The sequence below is a fragment of the Mesorhizobium muleiense genome (genome assembly GCF_900099905.1).
GTDB classification, from domain to species: domain Bacteria; phylum Pseudomonadota; class Alphaproteobacteria; order Rhizobiales; family Rhizobiaceae; genus Mesorhizobium; species Mesorhizobium muleiense.
Window position 1 is genome coordinate 704,622 of the sequence record NZ_FNEE01000001.1, and the last position, 19,974, is coordinate 724,595.

Below are 19,974 nucleotides of genomic sequence, written 5' to 3' on the forward strand. Positions count from 1 at the left end.
GACCGGGGGTAGGACGCCCAGAAACGCGGATTGCGGCATCAGGTTCCATGTTGCCGAAATTTGATTTTTCGCCACCAGGCTCCGTGGCATGAGCGTCGTGCCGAAGAGCGGCCTATTTCCACATGTCGCGCATGCGGGCGCCAAGGTCGACGCGCACTTGCGGCTGGCGGCGCGGATCATTCCTGGCCTGGACGCTCGCCCACGATGTCTGTTCGAAGGCGCCGAGGATCGAGGCCGGGATGAAGCGGGTGCGCGAGGCGTAAACATGACGATCGCCGCGCGCCGCCTGGCTGTGGACGAAAAAGCGCTGCGGCATGACCAGGTGCAGGCCGTCCTTGGCCCGCGTCATCGCCACGTAGAGCAGGCGGCGCTCCTCGTCGATATCCTCCTTCGAGCCGACGGCGAGATCGATCGGGATGCAGCCGTCGACGGTGTTGAGCACGAAGACGTTCTTCCATTCCTGGCCCTTGGCCGAATGGATGGTCGACAGGATCAGATAGTCCTCGTCGCGATGCGGCGGCCCAGCCTCGTCGCTGGTTGCATCCGGCGGATCGAGGGTCAGCTCGGTGAGGAAACGCTCGCGCGAGGCATAGCCCGAGGCGATCTGTTCAAGCTGCAGAATATCGGCCCGGCGTGTCGTTGCGTCCTCGTGGATGCGGTCGAGATGCGGCTCATACCAGAGCCTGACCTGTTCGAGGTCAACAGGCCATTTTCCCGACCCGGCGCGAAGCTGCGAGAACAGCGCGACGAAACCCGGCCAGTCGTCGGCGGCGCGTTGCGGCGGGCGGTAGCGCGCCAGCCCCATCGCTTCGTCGAGCGACGTCGCCATGGTGTCGACGATCTGCGAAGCCGCCGAAGGGCCGATGCCGGGCAAAAGCTGCAGCACGCGAAAACCGGCGACGCGGTCGCGCGGGTTCTCGGCGAAGCGCAGCACCGCCAGCACGTCCTTGACATGGGCGGCGTCGAGGAACTTCAGCCCGCCGAACTTGACGAACGGGATGTTGCGGCGCGTCAGCTCGATCTCCAGCGGCCCGCTGTGGTGCGAAGCGCGAAACAGCACGGCCTGCGCCTTCAGCGCCGTGCCAGCCTCGCGCTCGGTCAGGATCGCCTGACAGACGTAACTCGCCTGCTCGGCCTCGTCGCGGACGCTGACCAGCTTCGGATTTTCGGTCGATTTGCGCTCCGACCAGAGGTTTTTGGTAAAGCGCTCCGAGGCCTCGCCGATCACCGCATTGGCGGCGGCCAGGATGGTCTCGGTCGAACGGTAGTTGCGCTCCAGCATGACGATCTCGGCCGGCCGGGCGAACTGTTTTGGAAAGTCGAGGATGTTGCGCACTTCGGCGGCGCGAAACGAATAGATCGACTGCGCATCGTCGCCGACCACCGTCAGCCCAGATCCGTCCGGCTTGAGCGCCGCGAGGATCGAGGCCTGCAGCCGGTTGGTGTCCTGGTATTCATCGACCAGCACATGGTCGAAACGCCCACCCAGATGCGCCGATATCTCCGGCTCGCCGGCCATCTGCGCCCAGTAGAGCAGCAGGTCGTCGTAATCGAGCACGTTCTGCGCCTGCTTGGCCTCGACATATCGGGCGAACAGCGCCTTGAGCTGTTCTGCCCACCCCGCGCACCAGGGGAACACCGAACCCAAAACTTCGCCGAGCGGCGCCTGCGCGTTGACGGCACGCGAATAGATCGCCAGGCAGGTGCCCTTGGTCGGAAAACGGCCTTCGGTTTTCGAGAAGCCGAGTTCGTGCCGGGCGAGGTTCATCAGGTCGGCCGAATCCTCGCGGTCATGGATGGTGAAGGCCGGATCGAGGCCGATCTCCAGCGCGTAGTCGCGCAGCAGCCTGGCGCCGATGCCGTGAAACGTGCCGGCCCAGGTGAGAGCATCGGTGATGACGGATGCGTCGCGGCCGAGCACCTCGCCGGCGATGCGCTCGACGCGCTTGGCCAATTCCGATGCGGCGCGACGCGAAAACGTCATCAAAAGGATGCGCCTCGGGTCGGCGCCCCTGACGATCAGATGCGCGACGCGATGCGCCAGCGTGCTGGTCTTACCGGAGCCGGCCCCGGCGATCACCAGCAGCGGCCCGGCGACCTTGCCATCGCCATGCTCGACGGCAACGCACTGCTCGGCATTCAGCTTTGCGAGATAGGCAGGCCGGAAGGTCGAATCACGGGCAGCGAGGTTCATTGCCCATCAAGCATCGTTTCTGCTTTGTTCGCAACGCTTTCGTACGTGCGACCGATGCGTTCGATCCTGCTGGCGCCCGACCGACGAACCGAAACTAGCGCTGCGGCTCCACGCCCATCGCCGCTGACTGCCGCGCCAGCGACTTGTCGTCATCGGGAGGCGGCAGCAACAGCGGATCGAAGTCGTCGGGCACCTCGTCGATGATTTCCCTGACGATGCGGTAGGCCACATAGACGGCGGCCCCGGCTATGAGCAGACGGATCATGATTTTCTCCATTGATGTGGACCAACCGAGGAGCCCGTGTTTTGTTCCCCCTCTCTCGTTTTGATCCCGGGTTCCAAAACGGCCCAAGTTCTGCCCGAGCGTGCAACCAAATCGGCACCGTCTCGTTTGCCCGGTGACAGGAGGTTGCGATGAACAAGCCCTCTACTTTGCTGGCCCCGACCTGGCTCGTCTTGGCCGCAGCGCTGGCAATCGCTGCCTGCGACAACAACATTCCACCGACAAAGGCTCCCGGCGCCGATCAAAACCCGCAGGTCGACCCTGCGCCCAACGCGACGCCAGGCGATGATCAACCCGCCGCGCCGCCGGCGCAGTGATGGAAGCCTGCAGGAAAGATGGCCGGCGCCGCTTGGGAGGGGAGCGATGACGCCGGCCAGGCGGGTATCAGGTCCGCCGCACACCTAGACATAGCTGAGTCTTGCCCTTGCGTCATGACGCGATAGCCGAAGACGCCGCCTTTGCACCGGCAATTACCTGACAAATGCGCAGTTTTCGGCCGCGAGAAGCCGATGCTGGCCAGGCGCCACGCCATCGCAGCCGGTTGCCGGCCAGTCCGGAGCTGGTCCGTTGACCCGTTGAGGCCGGCGATCGGATCAATCGTCTTCTTTCTCCGCCCGCGGCACCGGGCAACCCGCCGCTGGCGGCCATTTTCATGCGTTATGCGGCCAACCGGCGCTCGAGGTCTTGCGAAGCGCTGACGTCCCGTGCAAAAGCGCGGCCATGCTGATCATCAACGACCTTTCGCTCCGCATGGCCGGACGCCTGCTTCTTGACCATGCCTCGCTGACCTTGCCGGCCGGCAGCAAGGCAGGGCTTGTCGGCCGCAACGGCACCGGCAAGACCACTTTGTTCAAGGCGATCACCGGCGACCTCGCCTCCGAGACCGGCTCGATCGGCCTGCCGAAGAACACGCGCATCGGCCAGGTGGCGCAGGAGGCTCCCGGCACCGAGGAGCCGCTGATCGAGATTGTGCTCAAGGCCGACCTAGAACGCTCCGCATTGCTCGATGAGGAAACGACGGCGACCGATCCGCACCGCATCGCCGACATCCACATGCGGCTGGCCGATATCGACGCCCATTCGGCCGAGTCGCGTGCCGCCACCATCCTCGCCGGCCTTGGCTTCGACGACGCCGCCCAGCGGCGGCCGGCCTCGTCGTTCTCCGGCGGCTGGCGCATGCGCGTCGCACTCGCCGCGGTGCTGTTTGCCGAGCCCGATCTGCTGCTGCTCGACGAGCCGACCAACTATCTCGACCTCGAAGGCACGCTGTGGCTGGAAAACTACGTGTCGAAATACCCGCACACGGTGCTGCTGATCTCGCATGACCGCGACCTGCTCAACCGCGCCGTCAACTCGATCGTCCATCTCGACCAGAAGAAGCTGACCTTCTGGCGCGGCGGCTACGACCAGTTCGAGCGCCAATACACCGAGCAGCGCGAATTGCAGGAGAAGGGCAGGGTCAAGCAGGAAGCCGCACGCAAGCACATGGAGTCCTTCGTCGAGCGCTTCCGCGCCAAGGCTTCCAAGGCGAGACAGGCCCAGTCGCGCATCAAGGCGCTGGAGAAGATGAAGCCGATCGCCGCGATTGTGAACGACAACGTGCGGCCGTTCTCCTTTCCCGAGCCGGTGAAGACGGTGGCCTCGCCGATCATTGCGCTCAACAACGTCAATGTCGGCTATGTCGAGGGTGAGCCGATCCTGAAGAAGATGACGCTGCGCATCGATGCCGACGACCGTATCGCACTGCTCGGCGCCAACGGCAACGGCAAGTCGACCTTCGCCAAATTGCTGTCCGGCCGCCTGAAGCAGGAGACCGGCACCATGACGGTGGCGCCCGGCCTGAAGGTGGCGATCTTTGCCCAGCATCAGCTCGACGATCTCCGACCGAGTGAAAACGCCTATGAGCATGTCCGCCGGCTGATGCCGGAAGCACCGGAATCGAAGGTGCGCGGCCGGGTCGCCCAGTTCGGACTGACCACCGAAAAGATGAACACCGCCGCCAAGGACCTGTCGGGCGGCGAGAAGGCGCGGCTGTTGATGGGCCTGTCGGCGTTCGAGGGGCCAAACCTGTTCATCCTCGACGAACCGACCAACCATCTCGATATCGACAGCCGTGAATCGTTGATCCATGCGCTGAACGAGTTTCCCGGCGCCGTCATCCTGATCTCGCACGACCGCCATCTGCTCGAGGCAACGGCCGACCGGCTGTGGCTGGTCAAGGACGGGACGGTCAATCCTTTTGACGGCGACCTCGATGACTACAAGACGCTGGTCACCGGCGTGGCCGGCGACCGCCGCGGCAAGCGCGAGGCCGAAAAGGCCTCGAAGGCCGACCGCCGCCGTGACGCGGCGGCGCGCCGCGCCGCCTTCGAGCCGCTGGCCAAGGAGATCCGCGCCACCGAAGCGCTGATGGACCGCATTCGCAAGCGCATCGACTTGATCGAGGACGAACTCGCCAATCCGGCGGTCTACGAAAAGGACCCGTCGACGGCGACACGGCTGGCCAAGGAACGCTCGCAACTGGCCCAGACACTGGCCGGCCATGAGGAAAAATGGCTGTCGATGTCGGCAGAGTACGAGGAAGGCACGGCGGAGTAGCGCGTGATCTCCCCCCTTGAGGGGGAGATGCCCGGCAGGGCAGAGGGGGTCGTCTCGCGTAGTTCGCCAGCGTCTTACTTCGTCGCGAAAGATGTCGGCGCTCCACGCGCCGCGACCCCCTCTGTCGCCTTCGGCGAAATCTCCCCCTCAAGGGGGGAGATAGGCGCTTGCGCCACTGCACGTGGACACAAGCGAAGGGCGGACTCGGTAACATTTCCGCGAGCCTGTAACGTTCGCCGTCGCTGGCGCGAACAACGGACCGTATCCTCATGTCCGACCATGGCGGGATTACTTGCCCGCCGACACCTTCAGGAGTCAAGAAATGCTAGACCGTCGCACCTTCCTCATCGGCCTGACCGCAATATCCGGCCTCGCCTCGGCTCCGGCGGCGCTGGCTGCCAGCCGCATGGCCTACACACGGCAGGCCTTCGAAAAGGCGCAAAAGGCAGGCAAGCCGATCCTGGTCGAGATCACCGCCAGCTGGTGTCCGATCTGCAAGGCGCAGAAGCGGGTGCTCGGCAAGTTGCTGCGTGCGCCCGAGCACGCAAACCTGGCCGTTTTCGAAGTCGATTTCGATTCCCAAAAAGAGGTTGTTCGGGCTCTTGGTGCGCGGATGCAGAGCACGCTGATCACCTTCAAGGGCGCAACGGAAGTCGGTCGGCTTGTTGGCGTGACCAAGGCGGATGCCATCAAGCAATTGCTTGATAAAACGATCTGAGCGGCGGAGATGCTACTCGGCTTCATATTTTCGTTCCTGGCCGGGGTGCTGTCGACGCTGTCGCCATGCGTGCTGCCGCTGATCCCGATCGTGCTCGGTGCTGCCGTCAGTCAGCATCGCTATGGCCGCAGGACTTGCCATGTCCTTCACGGCCATAGGGCTTTTCGTCGCCACGATCGGGTTCTCCGTCGGGCTAGACGGCGGTGTCTTTCGCAGCGCCGCCGCAGTTCTGATGCTCGTCCTCGGCACGATATTGATCGTGCCGCCACTCCAGGCGCATATCGCGCTTGCGGCCGGTCCGGCCGGCAACTGGGTCGAGCAGCGGTTTGGCGGCTTTTCATCCGTTGGCCTTTGGGGGCAGTTCGGCGTCGGTCTGTTGCTCGGCGCGGTGTGGAGCCCTTGCGTTGGCCCGACTCTCGGTGCCGCTTCCGTCCTTGCAGCGCAGGGCCAAGACCTTGGCCAGGTTGGGGTCACCATGGTCCTGTTTGGTCTCGGTGCTGCCGTGCCGTTGCTGATCCTCGGACTACTGTCCCGCGCGACCTTGCTGCGTTGGCGCAGCCACATCGCCGGCGCCGGCAGCGGGCTGAAGGTCGCGTTAGGCGTCTTGCTGGTGATGACCGCCGCCGCGATTCTGTCTGGGTTCGACAAGGCGTTGGAAACCGCACTCGTCAACGCTTCGCCCGAGTGGCTGATGGCGTTGACGACGCAGTTCTAACGGCTCCGCGCTGGCGGTCGCCAGATTTTCAGCTTGCCTCAGCAAGGAGAAGCAAGTTAGCGCTGCATCTGGCCCTACACGCCGCCGCCATAAGCGGCTAGCTTGGGCTTATGAATCAGCACGCCAAACTCAAAATCGGCCATTCGGCCTGTCCGCATGATTGCCCGTCGACCTGCGCGCTCGAGGTCGAACTGCTCGACCGCAAGCGCATCGGCCGCGTCCATGGCGCCAAGGCCAACAGCTACACGGCTGGCGTCATCTGCGCCAAGGTCGCCCGTTATGCCGACCGCGTCCATCATCCCGACCGCTTGCTGAAGCCGCTGATCCGGGCGGGCGCCAAGGGTGAGGGCCTTTGGAAGGAAGCGAGTTGGGAGGCCGCACTCGACCTGGTCGCCGAAAAATTCATCGCGGCCGAGGCAAGATATGGCTCGGAGACGGTCTGGCCCTATTACTATGCCGGCACGATGGGGCTGGTGCAGCGCGACGGCATCGAGCGGTTGCGCCATGCGAAAAAATACTCCGGCTTCTTCGGTTCGATCTGCACCAATCTGGCCTGGACCGGCTGGATGATGGGGGCCGGCGCGCTGCGCGGTCCCGACCCGCGCGAGATGGCCAAGTCCGACTGCGTGGTGGTCTGGGGCACCAATGCCGTGGTCACCCAGGTCAATGTCATGACCCACGCGATCAAGGCGCGCAAGGAGCGCGGCGCCAAGATCGTCGTCATCGACGTCTACGAGAACGCGACGATGAAGCAGGCCGATCTCGGCCTGGTGCTGAAGCCCGGCACCGACGGTGCGCTGGCCTGCGCGGTGATGCATGTGCTGTTCCGTGACGGCATGGCCGACCGCGCCTATTTGGCAAAATACACCGACGATCCGCACGGTCTGGAAGCGCATCTTCAGACGAGGACGCCGCAATGGGCGGCTGATATCACCGGGCTTTCCGTCGATGAGATCGAGGCCTTCGCCCGTCTCGTCGGCACGACCAAGAAAACCTATTTCCGCCTCGGCTACGGTTTTTCGCGGCAGCGCAACGGCTCGGTCAACATGCATGCCGCCGCCTCGATCGCCGCGGTCACCGGCTGCTGGCAATATGAGGGCGGCGGCGCCTTCCATTCCAATTCGGGCATCTTCAAACTGAACCAGGAACTGCTGGAAGGCACGCGGATGCGCGACCCGGCGGTCCGCCATCTCGATCATTCGCGCATTGGCCCGGTGCTGACCGGCGCTGAGGATGCGCTCTATGGCGGCCCGCCGGTGACGGCGCTGCTGATCCAGAACACCAATCCGGTCAATGTCGCGCCGGAGCAGCGGCTGGTGAAGCAGGGTTTTTTGCGCGACGACCTGTTTTCCTGCGTGCACGAACAGTTCATGACCGACACCGCAAAACTCGGAGATGTCGTGCTGCCGGCGACGATGTTTTTAGAGCATGACGATGTCTACAAGGGCGGCGGCAATCAGCACATCACGCTCGGGCCGAAGCTGATCGACCCGCCGGAAGGGCCGCGCAGCAACCATTTCGTCATCGAGGAACTCGGCAAAAGGCTCGGTGTTGGCGACAGGCCTGGCTTCGGCATGACCGAGCAGCAGCATATCGACATCATTTTGGGCAAGCGCGGGCTGGGCAGTTTTTCGAGCCTCAAGGAACAAAAGTGGCTCGATTTGCAGCCGGCTTTCGAAGCGGCGCATTTTATCGACGGCTTCGGCCACGCGGACGGAAAATTCCGCTTTCGCGCCGACTGGACCGGGCAGGCGGCGCCCAACCGGCCGCCGAAAAGCATGGGCCTGTTCGGGCCGGTGGCAAGCCTGCCGGAATTTCCCGACCATGTCGATCTGATCGAGGTGGCGGATGCTGCGCATCCGTTCCGGCTGGCCACCTCGCCGGCGCGCAATTTCCTCAACTCGACTTTTTCCGAGACGCCGGTGTCGATGGCCAAGGAGGGTCGGCCGGAACTGCTTTTGCATCCGGACGATGCGGCAGCCTATGGGCTGGCCAATGGCGACCGCGTCGAGATCGGCAATGCGCGCGGCGAAGTTGTGCTGCACGCAAGATTGTTCGACGGCATCAAGCGCGGTGTCGTGGTGGCCGAAGGCATCTGGCCCAACAGCGCCCACGAGCGCGGCGAGGGCATCAACGTCCTGACCGGCGCCGACGCGCCGGCGCCCTATGGCGGTGCGGCGTTCCACGACAACAAGGTCTGGCTGCGCCCGGCAAAGTGAAGCGTCGGAACGATATGCCCAACCAGCCGTTTTTGCGTGGCGCTGGAGACATGGTGATGGCAGAAGCGTTGGCAGCGCCGGCCCCCGTTGGAAGAACGCTTTCGCCCGGCGAACTCGTGACCACGATGGCGCATTTTCATCGCGCCGAGATTCTGCGCATGACGGGGTGGCGCGACCGCCTGGACCGGACGAGCAATTGGGCGATAACGGTCGTCGCGGCAATGTTGTCCATCTCGCTTTCGACGGCCAGCGCGCATCACGGCGTGCTGCTTTTTGCGATGCTGCTTGTTCTGTTGCTGCTGTGGATAGAAGCGCGGCGATATCGCTTCTTCGACGTTTACCGGGCCCGCGTGCGCCAGTTCGAACGGCACTATTTCGCGCAGATATTCTCGCCGCAGCCGGACTTCGCGTCCGATTGGCTGTTGGTCGTCGGCGAAAGTCTGCGCACTCCAAAATTCCTCATTTCGCAACGAGCGGCGTTGGCGCGCCGTCTGCGTCGAAACTACATCCACATGCTGCTGATCCTGCTGTTGGCCTGGACCCTGAAACTGTCGACCCCCAGTCTTCTAACCGAAGGTGTCCGCATCGACTTCGTCAGTTCGGTGCGCGAGGCGGTTGCCGGCGCTGCTCTGGGGCCCATTCCCGGCCTGGCCATCGTCGTGCTGGTCGCCGCCCTCTATGCCGGCCTGCTGGTCACGGCGTTCCTGACCGCCAGCGACGACGGCGAGCTCTCCTTTGGCGACGTGCACGTCTAGGGCGGCAGCGCAAGACCGGTAGATCCGCGATTTCATTTGTGCAGGAAATCGAACCGATCGGTTCGTTTTTATTGACGGATTGTGCAAGACCAAGTGAACGTCGGCTCAGCGAATGGCCAGGCCACGCGGCAGAAATATTCGCCTAACGCATTGAGAAGAAAGTCAAAGATTGTGGCGAAGGAAGCCTTTTGGCGGATTTCAAGCACCCGGTTCAGGTCGTAGCCGGAACATCTTCGTGATTGGAAACCGCTGCATGGCCAACCCACCTCGGGGTGGTCCGAGCGACGCGAAATCCTCCCAAGGCACGCCACCAGACGGACAACAACTGAAGTATGAAAGTACTGGAGTACCTGAAATGACCAAGATTGCTCTTACCGCTGCCGCCATCCTCATTGCCACAGGCAGCGCCTTTGCCGGCAGCGACCACTATGGTTCGGACGGCGTCAACCAGCCGGCCGCGCCTGTTGGCAATGCGGCTGTTGGAAATATCGACAGCACGTTCACGGGTTCGATTCGCAAGCCGTTTACGGCGGAGCACAATACCGTCAATACCAACGCGACGACCCAGCCCGGCACGATTGAACCGGTCGTGCCTCAGTCCGGCCGGGGCAACTGGGGCCGCTAAATCCTCAAGCTGCGGAACGCAAAGAGCGGCGGGCTTGGCTCGCCGTTCTTGCTTTTGCATATCAAGTCACAGCCCTCGTTTAGCGCAGATCCTTCGGCCAAACGCAGTGTGTCAGCCGCGCATCGCCGAGGGCCAGCCGTGCCCAGTCACCGTCGAAAAGGAAGCGGACAAGAGCCGCTGTCGGGAATTTTTCTTCAAGCTTTTCGAGTGCCGCGGCATCCGACCCGGCGCCGGCAAGTCGGCGCGCGAATTCCTCCAGGCCGGGATTATGGCCGAGCACCAAGAGGCTGATTGTTGCCGCATTTGCCTGCCGGACCTTGGCGAGAACGTCTGCCGCACTGGCCTCGTAGAGCGCCTGGACGAATTTGGCCGGCGTTTTCGCGGGCAGTTCCGCCGAGACCAGCCGCCATGTGTCGCGGCTGCGCAGCGCCGGCGATACCAGCGCCAGATCGGGCAGCCAGCCCTGGCTGGCCAGTTCGCGACCGACCAGCGGGGCGGCCTTCAGCCCGCGCCCGGAAAGCGGCCGGTCGAAGTCGATGAGGTCAGGATCGTCCCAGCTCGACTTGGCGTGACGCAGAAGAAGAAGTTGCCTCGTTGTCGCCATGCCGGCCTCCTCCTGCTCAAGGCGTGATGCGCGCCAGATGCTCGAGGTCGGTCTCCTCGCGCAGCGGATCGGGCGCCATGATCACGGAGGTGCTGTTGTCGGCATCGTCGGCGAAGTGGGCAAGCACGGTGCGGCCGCCTTCCATCCGCGCCTTGCCTTCGGCGACCAGCCCGAGCGCCAGCGGATAAAGCCGGTGCTCGGCCTTCAGCACACGCGCGGCGAGCATGTCCTCATTGTCGCCGACCATCACCGGCACGGCGGCCTGGGCGATGATCGGGCCGTCATCCATGTCCAGCGTGACAAAATGCACCGTGCAGCCATGGATGCGTATGCCCGCGCGCAAGGCGCGCGCATGCGTATCCAGCCCCTTGAAGGCGGGCAGCAGGGCAGGGTGGATGTTGATCATCCGGCCCAGCCATTTCTCGACGAAGCGCGCGCCGAGAATGCGCATATAACCGGCTAGCGCCACGATCTCGGCGCCGAGCGAGGCAAGCGCGGCGTCGATTGCGCCGTCATGCGCTTCCTTGCTGGTATAGTCGGCCCGCGAAATCACCTTGGTGGCGATGCCGCGCGCCGCCGCGATGCCGAGACCGGCGGCATTGGCCCGGTCGGAAATGACGCCGACGATCTCAGCCGGATAGTCCGGGTTGCTGGCCGCGGCGATCAGCGCCGTCATGTTGGAGCCGCGTCCCGAAATCAGCACCACCGTGCGTTTGCGCATGCTCATAGGCTGATCGCGCCCCGATAGATCACGCCGGCGTCGCGGCGCGGCACGATGCGGCCGATCGGCGTCACGCTCTCGCCGGCCTCCTGCAGCACGGCCGCGACCTGTGCCGCCTGGCCGGAGGCGACGGCGAGGATCATGCCGACGCCGCAGTTGAAGGTGCGCATCATCTCGTCGGGCGCCACGCCGCCGGTCTTGGCCAGCCATGAGAACACCGCCGGCACTTCGATGGCGTCGAGGTCGAGCTCGGCCGAAAAATCCTTGGGCAGGACGCGCGGGATGTTTTCCGGGAAACCGCCGCCGGTAATATGGGCCAGCGCCTTGATGCCATGCGTGTTACGGATCGCCTTGAGGATCGACTTGACGTAGATGCGGGTCGGCTCGAGCAGCGCCTCGGCCAGCGTGGCTTCATCGTTGAAGGGCGCTGGATCGGTCCACGCAAGCCCGCTGGTGGCGACGATGCGGCGGACCAGCGAAAAGCCATTTGAATGCACGCCCGACGAGGCCAACCCCAACAGCACGTCGCCCTCGACGATATCGTCGGTCGGCAGCAACTGGCCGCGTTCGGCCGCGCCCACGGCAAAGCCGGCGAGGTCGTAGTCCTTGCCGTGATACATGCCGGGCATTTCCGCCGTCTCGCCGCCGATCAGCGCGCATCCGGCCTGCCGGCAGCCCTCGGCGATGCCGCCGACGATCGCCGCACCCTGGTCGGGGTCGAGCTTGCCGGTGGCGAAATAGTCGAGGAAGAACAATGGCTCGGCGCCCTGCACGACGATGTCGTTGACGCACATGGCGACGAGGTCGATGCCGATCGTGTCGTGCTTGCCGGCATCGATGGCGATCTTCAGCTTGGTGCCGACGCCGTCATTGGCGGCGACCAGCACCGGGTCGGTGAAGCCGGCGGCCTTGAGGTCGAACAGGCCGCCAAAGCCGCCGATCTCGCCATCGGCGCCCGGCCGGCGCGTCGCGCGCACCAGCGGCTTGATCTTCTCGACCATGAGGTTGCCGGCATCGATGTCGACACCCGCTTCGGCATATGTGAGCCCGTTCTTGCGCTTGCTCATCACTCTTTCCTGCTTTCCGGGGCTCTTCGCATGAACGGCTGCGCCTCGCAAGGATAACGGCTGGCTCAGGCATTTTCGGCATCACAAAATCGTGGACAGAGGCCTCGGGCAAATCTCCAACATTGGCGATGGCGAAGGCCTTGAAGATAGCCAATCTCTCCCCACGAGCGGAGATTGGCAGCATCTGCGTCGCTCTGACTTGCCGTAGCCTCTCATCTCTATCATGTATCATCAAAACAGAAGCGACGGGACATGCGTTTGACCATCCCCAACATGATCACGATCATGCGTTTCGTGCTGGTTCCGGGCGTGGTGCTGGCCATGCTGCAGGGGCGCTGGGACTGGGCTTTCGCCGGCTTCCTGATCGCCGGCATTTCCGACGGCGTCGACGGCTTCATCGCCCGCCATTTCAACCAGTTTTCGCAGCTTGGCGCCTATCTCGATCCGATGGCCGACAAATTGCTGCTGGTCTCGGTGTTCGTGGTGCTGGGCTTCATCGGTGAATTGCCGCTGTGGCTGGTCGTCACCATGGTGTCGCGCGATGCGCTGATCGTCTGCGCCGTCGTTTTGTCCACCGTCATGGCCCACCCGGTCGAGATGAAGCCGCTGTTCGTGTCGAAGGCCAACACCGCCGTCCAGATCGGGCTGGCGGCGGTGGTGCTGGGCGAACTGGCCCTCGCCATCGATCTCGATCCGCTCAGGCCGGTGCTCATATTGCTGTCCGGGGTCTTGACCGTGGCTTCGGCCGCGGCCTATCTCGTGGCTTGGCTGAGGCATATGAGCGGCTATGGCGAAGGCTCCAAACCGGATACCTGACCAGAACATCGACGCGGCAGCCGAAGCTGCCGCTGCCGATGCGGCCGCGTCCGGCGTGTTTCGGCGCCAAATCCGCTTCTGGCTGATCAGCGCCATCATCCTCGCGATCTTCCTCTATGTCTTCAGCGGCATCCTGCTGCCGTTCGTCGCCGGCATGGTGCTCGCCTACTTCCTCGACCCGGTCGCCGACCGGCTGCAGCGGCTCGGCCTGTCCAGGCTGATGGCGACGATTGTCATCCTGTTTGCCTTCATCGTCGTTCTGGTGCTGGCCTTCGTCATCCTCATTCCGGTGCTGGCTTCGCAGATGGCCGATTTTGCCAGCAAGCTGCCGGAATACCTGACCCGGCTGCAGAGCCTGATCACCAGCTTCGATCCGAGATGGCTGGAAGAGCAATTCGGCGTCGACGCCAATGGCCTGCGCGAAGGGTTGAACTCGCTGCTGACCTCCGGCTTCGGCCTGCTGACCACGGTGTTCACCTCGATCTGGAGTTCCGGCGTGGCGCTGGTCTCGGTGGTCAGCCTGTTCGTCGTCACGCCCGTCGTCGCCTTCTACATGCTGCTCGACTGGGATCGCATGGTGACGATTGTCGACAGCTGGGTGCCGCGCGATTATGTCCAGACCGTCAGGGCGATCGCCAACGACATCAACACCGCCACCGCCGGCTTTGTGCGCGGCCAGGGCACGCTGTGCCTGGTACTGGGCGCCATGTACGCCACCGGGCTGACCTTGACCGGCCTGAATTTCGCCATCCTCATCGGCCTGTTCGCCGGGCTGATCTCCTTCATCCCCTATGTCGGCTCGCTGACCGGGCTGGTGCTGGCCGTCGGCGTCGCCTTCGTCCAGTTCTGGCCGGACTGGACCATGGTCGCGGCGGTGGCCGGCGTGTTCTTCGTCGGCCAGTTCATCGAGGGCAACATCCTGCAGCCGAGGCTGGTGGGAAAAAGCGTCGGCCTGCATCCGGTGTGGCTGATGTTTTCGCTGTTTGCCTTCGGCGCGCTATTCGGCTTCGTCGGCTTGCTGATCGCCGTGCCGGCCTCGGCTGCCGTTGCCGTCCTGGTGCGCTTTGCCATCGCCCGCTATCTCGAGTCGCCGCTCTACAAGGGCCACAACACCGAACCTGTGCCGCCGCTGCCGGCGCGTCGCCGCGGGAGCGGTGGGCCGCGCAGTTGAGCCAAATGCCGGACAACAAGATCGACCCGCCGCGCCAGTTGCCGCTCGATCTCGGCCACGGAACCGGCTATTCGCGCGACGAACTCGTCGTCTCAGGCACCAACAGCCAGGCGGTGGCGCTGGTCGATCGCTGGCCGGACTGGCCGTCGCCGGTGGTCGTGCTCGCTGGCCCCGCAGGCTGTGGAAAAACCCATCTGGCGTCGATCTGGCGCGCCCGCGCCGGCGCAGTGAAGGTCGACGCCGGGCGGATCGGCGACTGCATGGCGAGCCTCGGCGCGCGGCCGGCCCAGATCGACGATGTCGATGCCGGTCCGGTCGATGAAGAGGGGCTGTTCCATCTGATCAACGCGGTGCGCGCGGCCGGCTCGACCTTGCTCTTGACCGCGCGGCGCTTTCCGTCCGCCTGGGGTGTCAGGCTCCCCGACCTCGCATCGCGGCTGAAGGCGGCGGCGATGGTCGAGATCCACGAGCCCGACGATCTCTTGCTGGCCGGTGTCATCGCCAAACTATTCGCCGACCGCCAGGTCGAGGTCGAGCCGCATGTCGTGCAATATCTGGTGCGCCGCATCGAGCGCTCGCTGGCCACCGCGATGCGCGTGGTCGAGCGGCTCGACCGCACGGCACTGGAGCGCAAGACGCCGATCACAAGGGCGCTCGCCGCAGAAACCGTCAGCGCCATGGATGAGGGGCAGGGCGAGTTCGAGATTTAGGCGGTGGGAGAACCTCCCTTCTCCCACAAAAGGGGAGAAAGGTTGGGAAGGAATCCAGCGCGATGCCGATGACGGCTGGGCGCCGTTCTTCCTTCTCCCCTTGTGGGAGAAGGTGGCCGAGCGAAGCTCGGTCGGATGAGGGGTGTTCCAGGGAACACCAACGCCTCATTTCTTCCAGCACCCCTCATCCGTCTCGGCGCTGCGCGCCGATCCACCTTCTCCCACAAGGGGAGAAGGAAAAACTCCCGCCGGTGTCCCATTTCGGGAAACGTTGACTGGCATCTGCTTTGCATCTTCCAGCTTGCCGGCTAACCCCGGTCCTGATGCGTATCAAATCAGGTTGTAGGCTCGCCGGGAGATGAGGCGGTTGGGGTTCTCTTCCCGGCGAGCTTGCCTTCAACGAGGTGATAACTCAACTCCCTACGCCCACCACCGCCGCCCGTTCCACGCCGAAGCGCCTGCGGTAATCGCCCGGCGCCAGGCCGGTTATCCTGGCGAACACTTTGCGGAAGGAGCCGGGATCGTCATAGCCGACATCCCAGGCGATCTGGTCTATGGATCGGGTCGTCGCTTGCAGCATCTCACGCGCCTTGCCGACGCGCAGGTGCTGGCAATACTCGGTCGGCTTGAGGCCGGTGGCGTTGCGAAAGCGGCGCAAAAAGGTCCGCTCCTCCAAGGCCGCATGCTCCGCCATGGTGGCGAGCGTCACATCGCGCGCGCCTCTGGCCTGGAGCCAGTGCTGCACCTTGAGGATGGCCTCGTCGCCATGGTTCAGCCTGGGAGCAAAGGGGCTGTAGAAGCGTTGCTCGCGTCCCGGCGGATCGACCAGCATGAAACGGGCGGTGTCCATCATCACGGTCGGCCCAAGCACCCGGTCGACGAGCTTCAGGCCAAGGTCGGTCCAGGCCATATAGCCGCCGGCGGTGATGATGTCGCCGTCATCGATGACCAGCTTGTCGGCGTCGAGTAGGATGTCGGGAAAGCGCATCGCCAGCGCGTCGCGATAGGCCCAGTGCGTGGTCGCCGCACGACCGGATAGCAGGCCAGCCTCGGCAAGCACGAAGGCGCCGGCGCAGACCGAGCCGAGCGTCGCGCCCGCCGCATGACGAGCCCTGAGCCAGTCGGCGTAGGGCGCGGCCGTCTCGCGAGGGATCGGATCACCCAGGGTCGGAGGCAAGATGACCATGGCAGGTCCATGGCCGGGGCCGGGCTCGCTGTCGAAGCTGCGGATGACGGTTTGGCTCGCCTCCTGCCACTGCCAATGGCTGACGCGAAGCCTCAGCCCGTCGGGCGACCGGTCGGCAGCCAGCCGGTTGGCCAGCTGAAACAGGTCGGTCAGACCGAGAACTGCCGCTTGCTGAACGCCGGGATACCCAACAAGCCCGATTTCAACCCGGTCAGACAGCGCAATCACCTGTCAGTTTTGCCACGTTCAATGTCTGTTTTGCCAATTCTCACCATGACTCGGTTGCAATAGGTTGTCCACAGAAGGAACGAACCTTCCCACCAATTCAGCCAATTGCAGCAAGGAGTAAGACGATGAGCACATTCACCACCGAGGACCGCACCGAGATTTTTTACAAGGATTGGGGCACAGGCCAGCCAATCGTGTTCCATCACGGCTGGCCGCTCAGCGCCGATGACTGGGACAACCAGATGCTGTTCTTCCTCGACAAGGGCTATCGCGTCATCGCGCATGACCGGCGCGGGCACGGTCGCTCGACACAGACGGCAACCGGTAACGAGATGGACACCTATGCCGCCGATGTCGCGGCTCTGGTCGCTCACCTTGATCTCAAGAACGCCGTCCATATCGGCCACTCGACCGGCGGCGGTGAGGTGGCGCGTTACGTTGCCCGCTACGGCGGCGAGGGACGCGTCGCCAAGGCGGTGCTGATCGGCGCGGTGCCGCCGATCATGCTCAAGACCGACAGCAACCCCGGCGGCCTGCCGATCGAGGTCTTTGACGGCTTCCGTGCCGCTTTGGTCGCCAACCGCGCCCAGTTCTACAGGGATGTGCCGGCCGGCCCGTTCTACGGCTTCAATCGCGAGGGCGCCAAGGTCTCGCAAGGGGCTGTCGACAATTGGTGGCGCCAGGGCATGATGGGCGGAGCCAAAGCTCACTACGACTGCATCGAGGCTTTTTCCGAGACCGACTTCACGGAAGACCTGACGAAGATCGACGTGCCCGTCCTGATCATGCACGGCGATGACGACCAGATCGTGCCGATTGCCGACTCCGCTCTGCTTGCCGCCGGGCTCGTGAGGCACGGCACGCTTAAGGTCTACGAGGGCCTGCCGCACGGCATGTGCACCACCCACCCGGAGATCATCAATCCAGATCTCCTGGCGTTCATCCAGGGCTGACGCTTCGCAAGCTTCAGGCGGGCAGGCTCGGAAATCCCGGCTGCTCGTCGGTCGCTTGGGTGCTTCGCCCGTCGCCGATGCTGTGCGGCGCAGCTGCGCCGGCAGCACGGCCGATCATCGTGCCGCTGGACAGCAACCTGGGTGTCTGAGGTGGCACTGCCGCGAAACCGTTGCGCCCGCCGGCATTTCCCACCCCGCTCTCGACTCGGGCCTGCCGTTTGTTCCGTTTTCATCTTTTTAGGGGTTGCGCAGCCAAGTCCGGAACCCTATACGCCGCCAAGGACTCGGAGTGTAGCGCAGCCTGGTAGCGCATCTGGTTTGGGACCAGAGGGTCGGGAGTTCGAATCTCTCCACTCCGACCATCCATTCACCACGCTGCCGTTAACCCGGATAAAACGTCCCTGCCGGGAAGATAACGCCCGGTGCGATCTCGGTCGTCCTGTCCACGGCCGTCACCTCGCGCCATCATCGTCGGTGGCCCGCCGTGACGGGGGTACGGCAGGCTCGGCCTTGCCGCCGGCAGCATTGCGCAGTAATGACGGGATACAGCGGCGGTGCCGCTTGCACGTAGCAACGAGGTGTTCATGTCCGCGCGCATTTTCAGCCCAGCCAAAACCGCGATGCAGTCCGGCAAGGCCAAGACCGGCCACTGGGTGCTGGAATTCGATCCCGAGATGCGCAAGAAAATCGATCCGCTGATGGGCTACACCACGTCAGGTGACATGCGGAGCCAGATCAGGCTCACCTTCGACACAAGGGAAGAGGCGGTGGCCTATGCGGAGAAAGAGGGGCTGGCCTATCGCGTCGAGGAGCCGAAGGAATCCAAGCGCCGCCAGATTTCCTATGCGGAGAATTTCCGCTATGACCGCAGGACGCCCTGGACGCATTGACCGGCAAATGCCGGGCAGCCGTCCCAGCGCATAAATTAGCCGGCCTTGGCGTCGGCCAGCGGTCCCGTAGCTCAGCTGGATAGAGCACCGGCCTTCTAAGCCGATGGTCACAGGTTCGAATCCTGTCGGGATCGCCAGCACTTTCAGGGTCCATTCTGGGCTAGTATAGGCGATGCGCTGATCGGCCCGCGTCCTCGCCCGGAGGCGCGGGCTTTCATTTTTCAGCCTGGTGCTAAGTGCGACTAGCTCCAGGTGCCTCGTCGAGGAGATTTGGACCTTTACTCACAGGCATCTGGCCGTCGGGAGTAAGCTTGTCCACTGCGTCGGGCAGTTCACTTGTGAGCCGGTCGAGAAGTTCCTCGCGGGACAATCCGGTTTGCTCGGCGAGATCGCTCAACGTTTGCGGGTCGATCGCTTTCTCGACTTGGTCGCGCTGAACGGGGCGATTCGATCCTGTACCAACCCAAGAATCGACTTGATCGCCCGCACCCGCATTCCTGAGACGCTCCAGGATGTCGCCGAGCCCGCCGGTGGAGCCAGCGTTCTTGGCATCTGTCGAGTTCCTGCCGGCGATTAATTCGCCGATCTTGTCCCTGTTCTTGTAGGCAAGCAGGCCAAGCAGGGCTACGGCGACTTTTCCTATGTCAAGGCTCATTTCGCACCTCCTTCCATGAAGAACGGACAAGGCATGCGGCTTTGAAAGGTTCCACGGTATTTGCTGCTGGGCTGGTTTTCAGTTCGGTTAAGGACGATGGGGCTTCCCGGTCGAATCCAGGCAGGACTTCAGCGCGGGCGCCGCCGAAACGATCAAGGCTATCGGACGTGCGTGTTCAGCCTCGATCGTTTCGGACAGCGGCGCTCTGAATTCACAACCATGCAACCACTGCCTTGTCTTTGCGTTTAGCCGCCTTCAATCCCGGCGAGCTTTAAAAATGACGGCGTTCCCCCCGATTTCAATCACCTTGAATGGCAAAGCGATGGCGATCGCGTCGATAGCCGACGCTGCGAAAGCGCTGAAGCAACCATGGCCATCCATGGATAAGCCGTCCCGACTTGAAGCGATCCGAATGATCGAGGAATGCCTGGCCGGACATTGCAGTCATCAAGCTGCGTTCGCTGCTTTCGAGGCGGCCGCATCTGAACAGAGCCTTCTCAGGCAAAAGCCTCCAAGCGCAGGCCTCAGGAAATTCGACGGGGTTGCCGAAGACCTGATGTGAGGTGATGCTGCCCTCGCGACCTTGAACCGCTGACAGGCCTCGCCCGGGTGGACTTGGCCGTGATTGTGGACCGCCCGCCAAAACTGAGGAATGGCGGGTAGTCCTTATCAGCGCAGGAAGGGACGTAGCTGCGCAGATCTCGGTTCATTCTTGGTCCAATCGTCAAAGTCCGGCCGGTTCCCTGGCTAACGACCGTTCGCCAGGAACGTGATGGAGACGGCAAAGACCGCAGCGAGTAACCAGCGGGCTTGGTGGACGCTGTTTTCCATCGGCTCCTTGCGTGAGCTCACAGCTAGCAACTGCT

The 19,974-nt window shown here is 63.7% G+C and carries 19 protein-coding genes, 2 tRNA genes and 1 pseudogene; 15 read left to right on the forward strand and 7 right to left on the reverse strand.

Annotated features, from left to right (window positions below):
* Nucleotides 1-112 precede the first annotated feature (112 nt).
* Nucleotides 113-2,194: an ATP-dependent helicase gene (locus BLT09_RS03335; protein ID WP_091590607.1), complete on the reverse strand. Its 2,082-nt coding sequence runs from the start codon at nucleotides 2,192-2,194 to the stop codon at nucleotides 113-115.
* Nucleotides 2,195-2,288: 94 nt separating this feature from the next.
* Nucleotides 2,289-2,459, reverse strand: a complete 171-nt coding sequence (locus tag BLT09_RS34180; RefSeq protein ID WP_091590877.1) for a hypothetical protein — start codon at nucleotides 2,457-2,459, stop codon at nucleotides 2,289-2,291.
* Between the two features lie 149 nt (nucleotides 2,460-2,608).
* Between BLT09_RS34180 and BLT09_RS03345 the strand changes: the two genes are divergently transcribed.
* From BLT09_RS03345 to BLT09_RS03375, 7 genes and pseudogenes are all read left to right on the forward strand, one after another.
* Nucleotides 2,609-2,794, forward strand: coding sequence for a hypothetical protein (locus BLT09_RS03345; RefSeq protein WP_091590609.1), 186 nt, complete (start codon nucleotides 2,609-2,611; stop codon nucleotides 2,792-2,794).
* A 403-nt stretch (nucleotides 2,795-3,197) separates the two neighbouring features.
* On the forward strand, nucleotides 3,198-5,075 hold the full coding sequence (locus tag BLT09_RS03350) for an ABC-F family ATP-binding cassette domain-containing protein (RefSeq protein ID WP_091590610.1): 1,878 nt from the start codon (nucleotides 3,198-3,200) through the stop codon (nucleotides 5,073-5,075).
* A 292-nt stretch (nucleotides 5,076-5,367) separates the two neighbouring features.
* A complete protein-coding gene (locus BLT09_RS03355; RefSeq protein WP_236473193.1) occupies nucleotides 5,368-5,793 on the forward strand; it encodes a thioredoxin family protein in 426 nt (141 codons plus the stop codon).
* A gap of 9 nt (nucleotides 5,794-5,802) precedes the next feature.
* Nucleotides 5,803-6,508, forward strand: a pseudogene (locus tag BLT09_RS03360) (cytochrome c biogenesis CcdA family protein).
* 110 nt (nucleotides 6,509-6,618) lie between these two features.
* Nucleotides 6,619-8,727, forward strand: a complete 2,109-nt coding sequence (locus BLT09_RS03365; RefSeq protein ID WP_091590612.1) for a molybdopterin-containing oxidoreductase family protein — start codon at nucleotides 6,619-6,621, stop codon at nucleotides 8,725-8,727.
* A gap of 56 nt (nucleotides 8,728-8,783) precedes the next feature.
* Nucleotides 8,784-9,482: a DUF2270 domain-containing protein gene (locus BLT09_RS03370; RefSeq protein WP_091590879.1), complete on the forward strand. Its 699-nt coding sequence runs from the start codon at nucleotides 8,784-8,786 to the stop codon at nucleotides 9,480-9,482.
* Between the two features lie 355 nt (nucleotides 9,483-9,837).
* Complete coding sequence (locus BLT09_RS03375) at nucleotides 9,838-10,107, forward strand: DUF680 domain-containing protein (RefSeq protein ID WP_091590614.1); 270 nt, start codon at nucleotides 9,838-9,840, stop codon at nucleotides 10,105-10,107.
* A 79-nt stretch (nucleotides 10,108-10,186) separates the two neighbouring features.
* Here BLT09_RS03375 and BLT09_RS03380 read toward each other — a convergent pair whose 3' ends face one another.
* The 3 genes from BLT09_RS03380 to purM are packed head-to-tail and all read right to left on the reverse strand — an operon-like array spanning nucleotide 10,187 to nucleotide 12,499.
* Nucleotides 10,187-10,711, reverse strand: a complete 525-nt coding sequence (locus BLT09_RS03380) for a SixA phosphatase family protein (protein ID WP_091590616.1) — start codon at nucleotides 10,709-10,711, stop codon at nucleotides 10,187-10,189.
* Nucleotides 10,712-10,727: 16 nt separating this feature from the next.
* The gene (gene purN, locus BLT09_RS03385) at nucleotides 10,728-11,438 is read right to left on the reverse strand and encodes a phosphoribosylglycinamide formyltransferase (RefSeq protein ID WP_091590618.1); all 711 of its coding nucleotides are present in this window, start codon (nucleotides 11,436-11,438) and stop codon (nucleotides 10,728-10,730) included.
* Nucleotides 11,435-12,499, reverse strand: coding sequence for a phosphoribosylformylglycinamidine cyclo-ligase (gene purM, locus BLT09_RS03390; RefSeq protein WP_091590620.1), 1,065 nt, complete (start codon nucleotides 12,497-12,499; stop codon nucleotides 11,435-11,437). Before purM ends, purN begins: the two co-directional genes overlap by 4 nt.
* 258 nt (nucleotides 12,500-12,757) lie before the next feature.
* Between purM and BLT09_RS03395 the strand changes: the two genes are divergently transcribed.
* Genes BLT09_RS03395 through hdaA form a run of 3 tightly spaced genes read left to right on the forward strand, consistent with a single transcriptional unit; the run spans nucleotide 12,758 to nucleotide 15,196 of the window.
* A complete protein-coding gene (locus BLT09_RS03395; protein ID WP_023800643.1) occupies nucleotides 12,758-13,315 on the forward strand; it encodes a CDP-alcohol phosphatidyltransferase family protein in 558 nt (185 codons plus the stop codon).
* On the forward strand, nucleotides 13,287-14,486 hold the full coding sequence (locus tag BLT09_RS03400; protein ID WP_091590621.1) for an AI-2E family transporter: 1,200 nt from the start codon (nucleotides 13,287-13,289) through the stop codon (nucleotides 14,484-14,486). Before BLT09_RS03395 ends, BLT09_RS03400 begins: the two co-directional genes overlap by 29 nt.
* Nucleotides 14,487-14,491: 5 nt before the next feature.
* Nucleotides 14,492-15,196, forward strand: coding sequence for a DnaA regulatory inactivator HdaA (gene hdaA, locus BLT09_RS03405; RefSeq protein WP_091590623.1), 705 nt, complete (start codon nucleotides 14,492-14,494; stop codon nucleotides 15,194-15,196).
* Nucleotides 15,197-15,608: 412 nt separating this feature from the next.
* Here hdaA and BLT09_RS03410 read toward each other — a convergent pair whose 3' ends face one another.
* Nucleotides 15,609-16,610, reverse strand: coding sequence for a GlxA family transcriptional regulator (locus BLT09_RS03410; protein WP_091590625.1), 1,002 nt, complete (start codon nucleotides 16,608-16,610; stop codon nucleotides 15,609-15,611).
* Nucleotides 16,611-16,735: 125 nt separating this feature from the next.
* On the opposite strand from BLT09_RS03410, the gene BLT09_RS03415 reads away from it, so the two are divergent.
* The 4 genes from BLT09_RS03415 to BLT09_RS03430 all read left to right on the forward strand — a co-directional run bounded on the left by BLT09_RS03415 (nucleotide 16,736) and on the right by BLT09_RS03430 (nucleotide 18,590).
* Nucleotides 16,736-17,563: an alpha/beta fold hydrolase gene (locus tag BLT09_RS03415; RefSeq protein ID WP_208602468.1), complete on the forward strand. Its 828-nt coding sequence runs from the start codon at nucleotides 16,736-16,738 to the stop codon at nucleotides 17,561-17,563.
* A 285-nt stretch (nucleotides 17,564-17,848) separates the two neighbouring features.
* A tRNA-Pro gene (locus BLT09_RS03420) sits at nucleotides 17,849-17,925 on the forward strand.
* A 222-nt stretch (nucleotides 17,926-18,147) separates the two neighbouring features.
* Nucleotides 18,148-18,453 carry an ETC complex I subunit gene (locus tag BLT09_RS03425; RefSeq protein ID WP_027152615.1) on the forward strand — a complete coding sequence of 102 codons (306 nt, stop codon included), beginning with the start codon at nucleotides 18,148-18,150 and terminating at the stop codon, nucleotides 18,451-18,453.
* A 60-nt stretch (nucleotides 18,454-18,513) separates the two neighbouring features.
* Nucleotides 18,514-18,590, forward strand: a tRNA-Arg gene (locus BLT09_RS03430).
* Between the two features lie 95 nt (nucleotides 18,591-18,685).
* Here the strand turns inward: BLT09_RS03430 and BLT09_RS03435 are convergent.
* Nucleotides 18,686-19,108: a YidB family protein gene (locus tag BLT09_RS03435; RefSeq protein ID WP_091590627.1), complete on the reverse strand. Its 423-nt coding sequence runs from the start codon at nucleotides 19,106-19,108 to the stop codon at nucleotides 18,686-18,688.
* 277 nt (nucleotides 19,109-19,385) lie between these two features.
* Here BLT09_RS03435 and BLT09_RS03440 point away from each other — a divergent pair, with 277 nt between their 5' ends.
* A complete protein-coding gene (locus tag BLT09_RS03440; RefSeq protein WP_091590629.1) occupies nucleotides 19,386-19,670 on the forward strand; it encodes a DUF982 domain-containing protein in 285 nt (94 codons plus the stop codon).
* The last annotated feature ends 304 nt before the right edge of the window (nucleotides 19,671-19,974 follow it).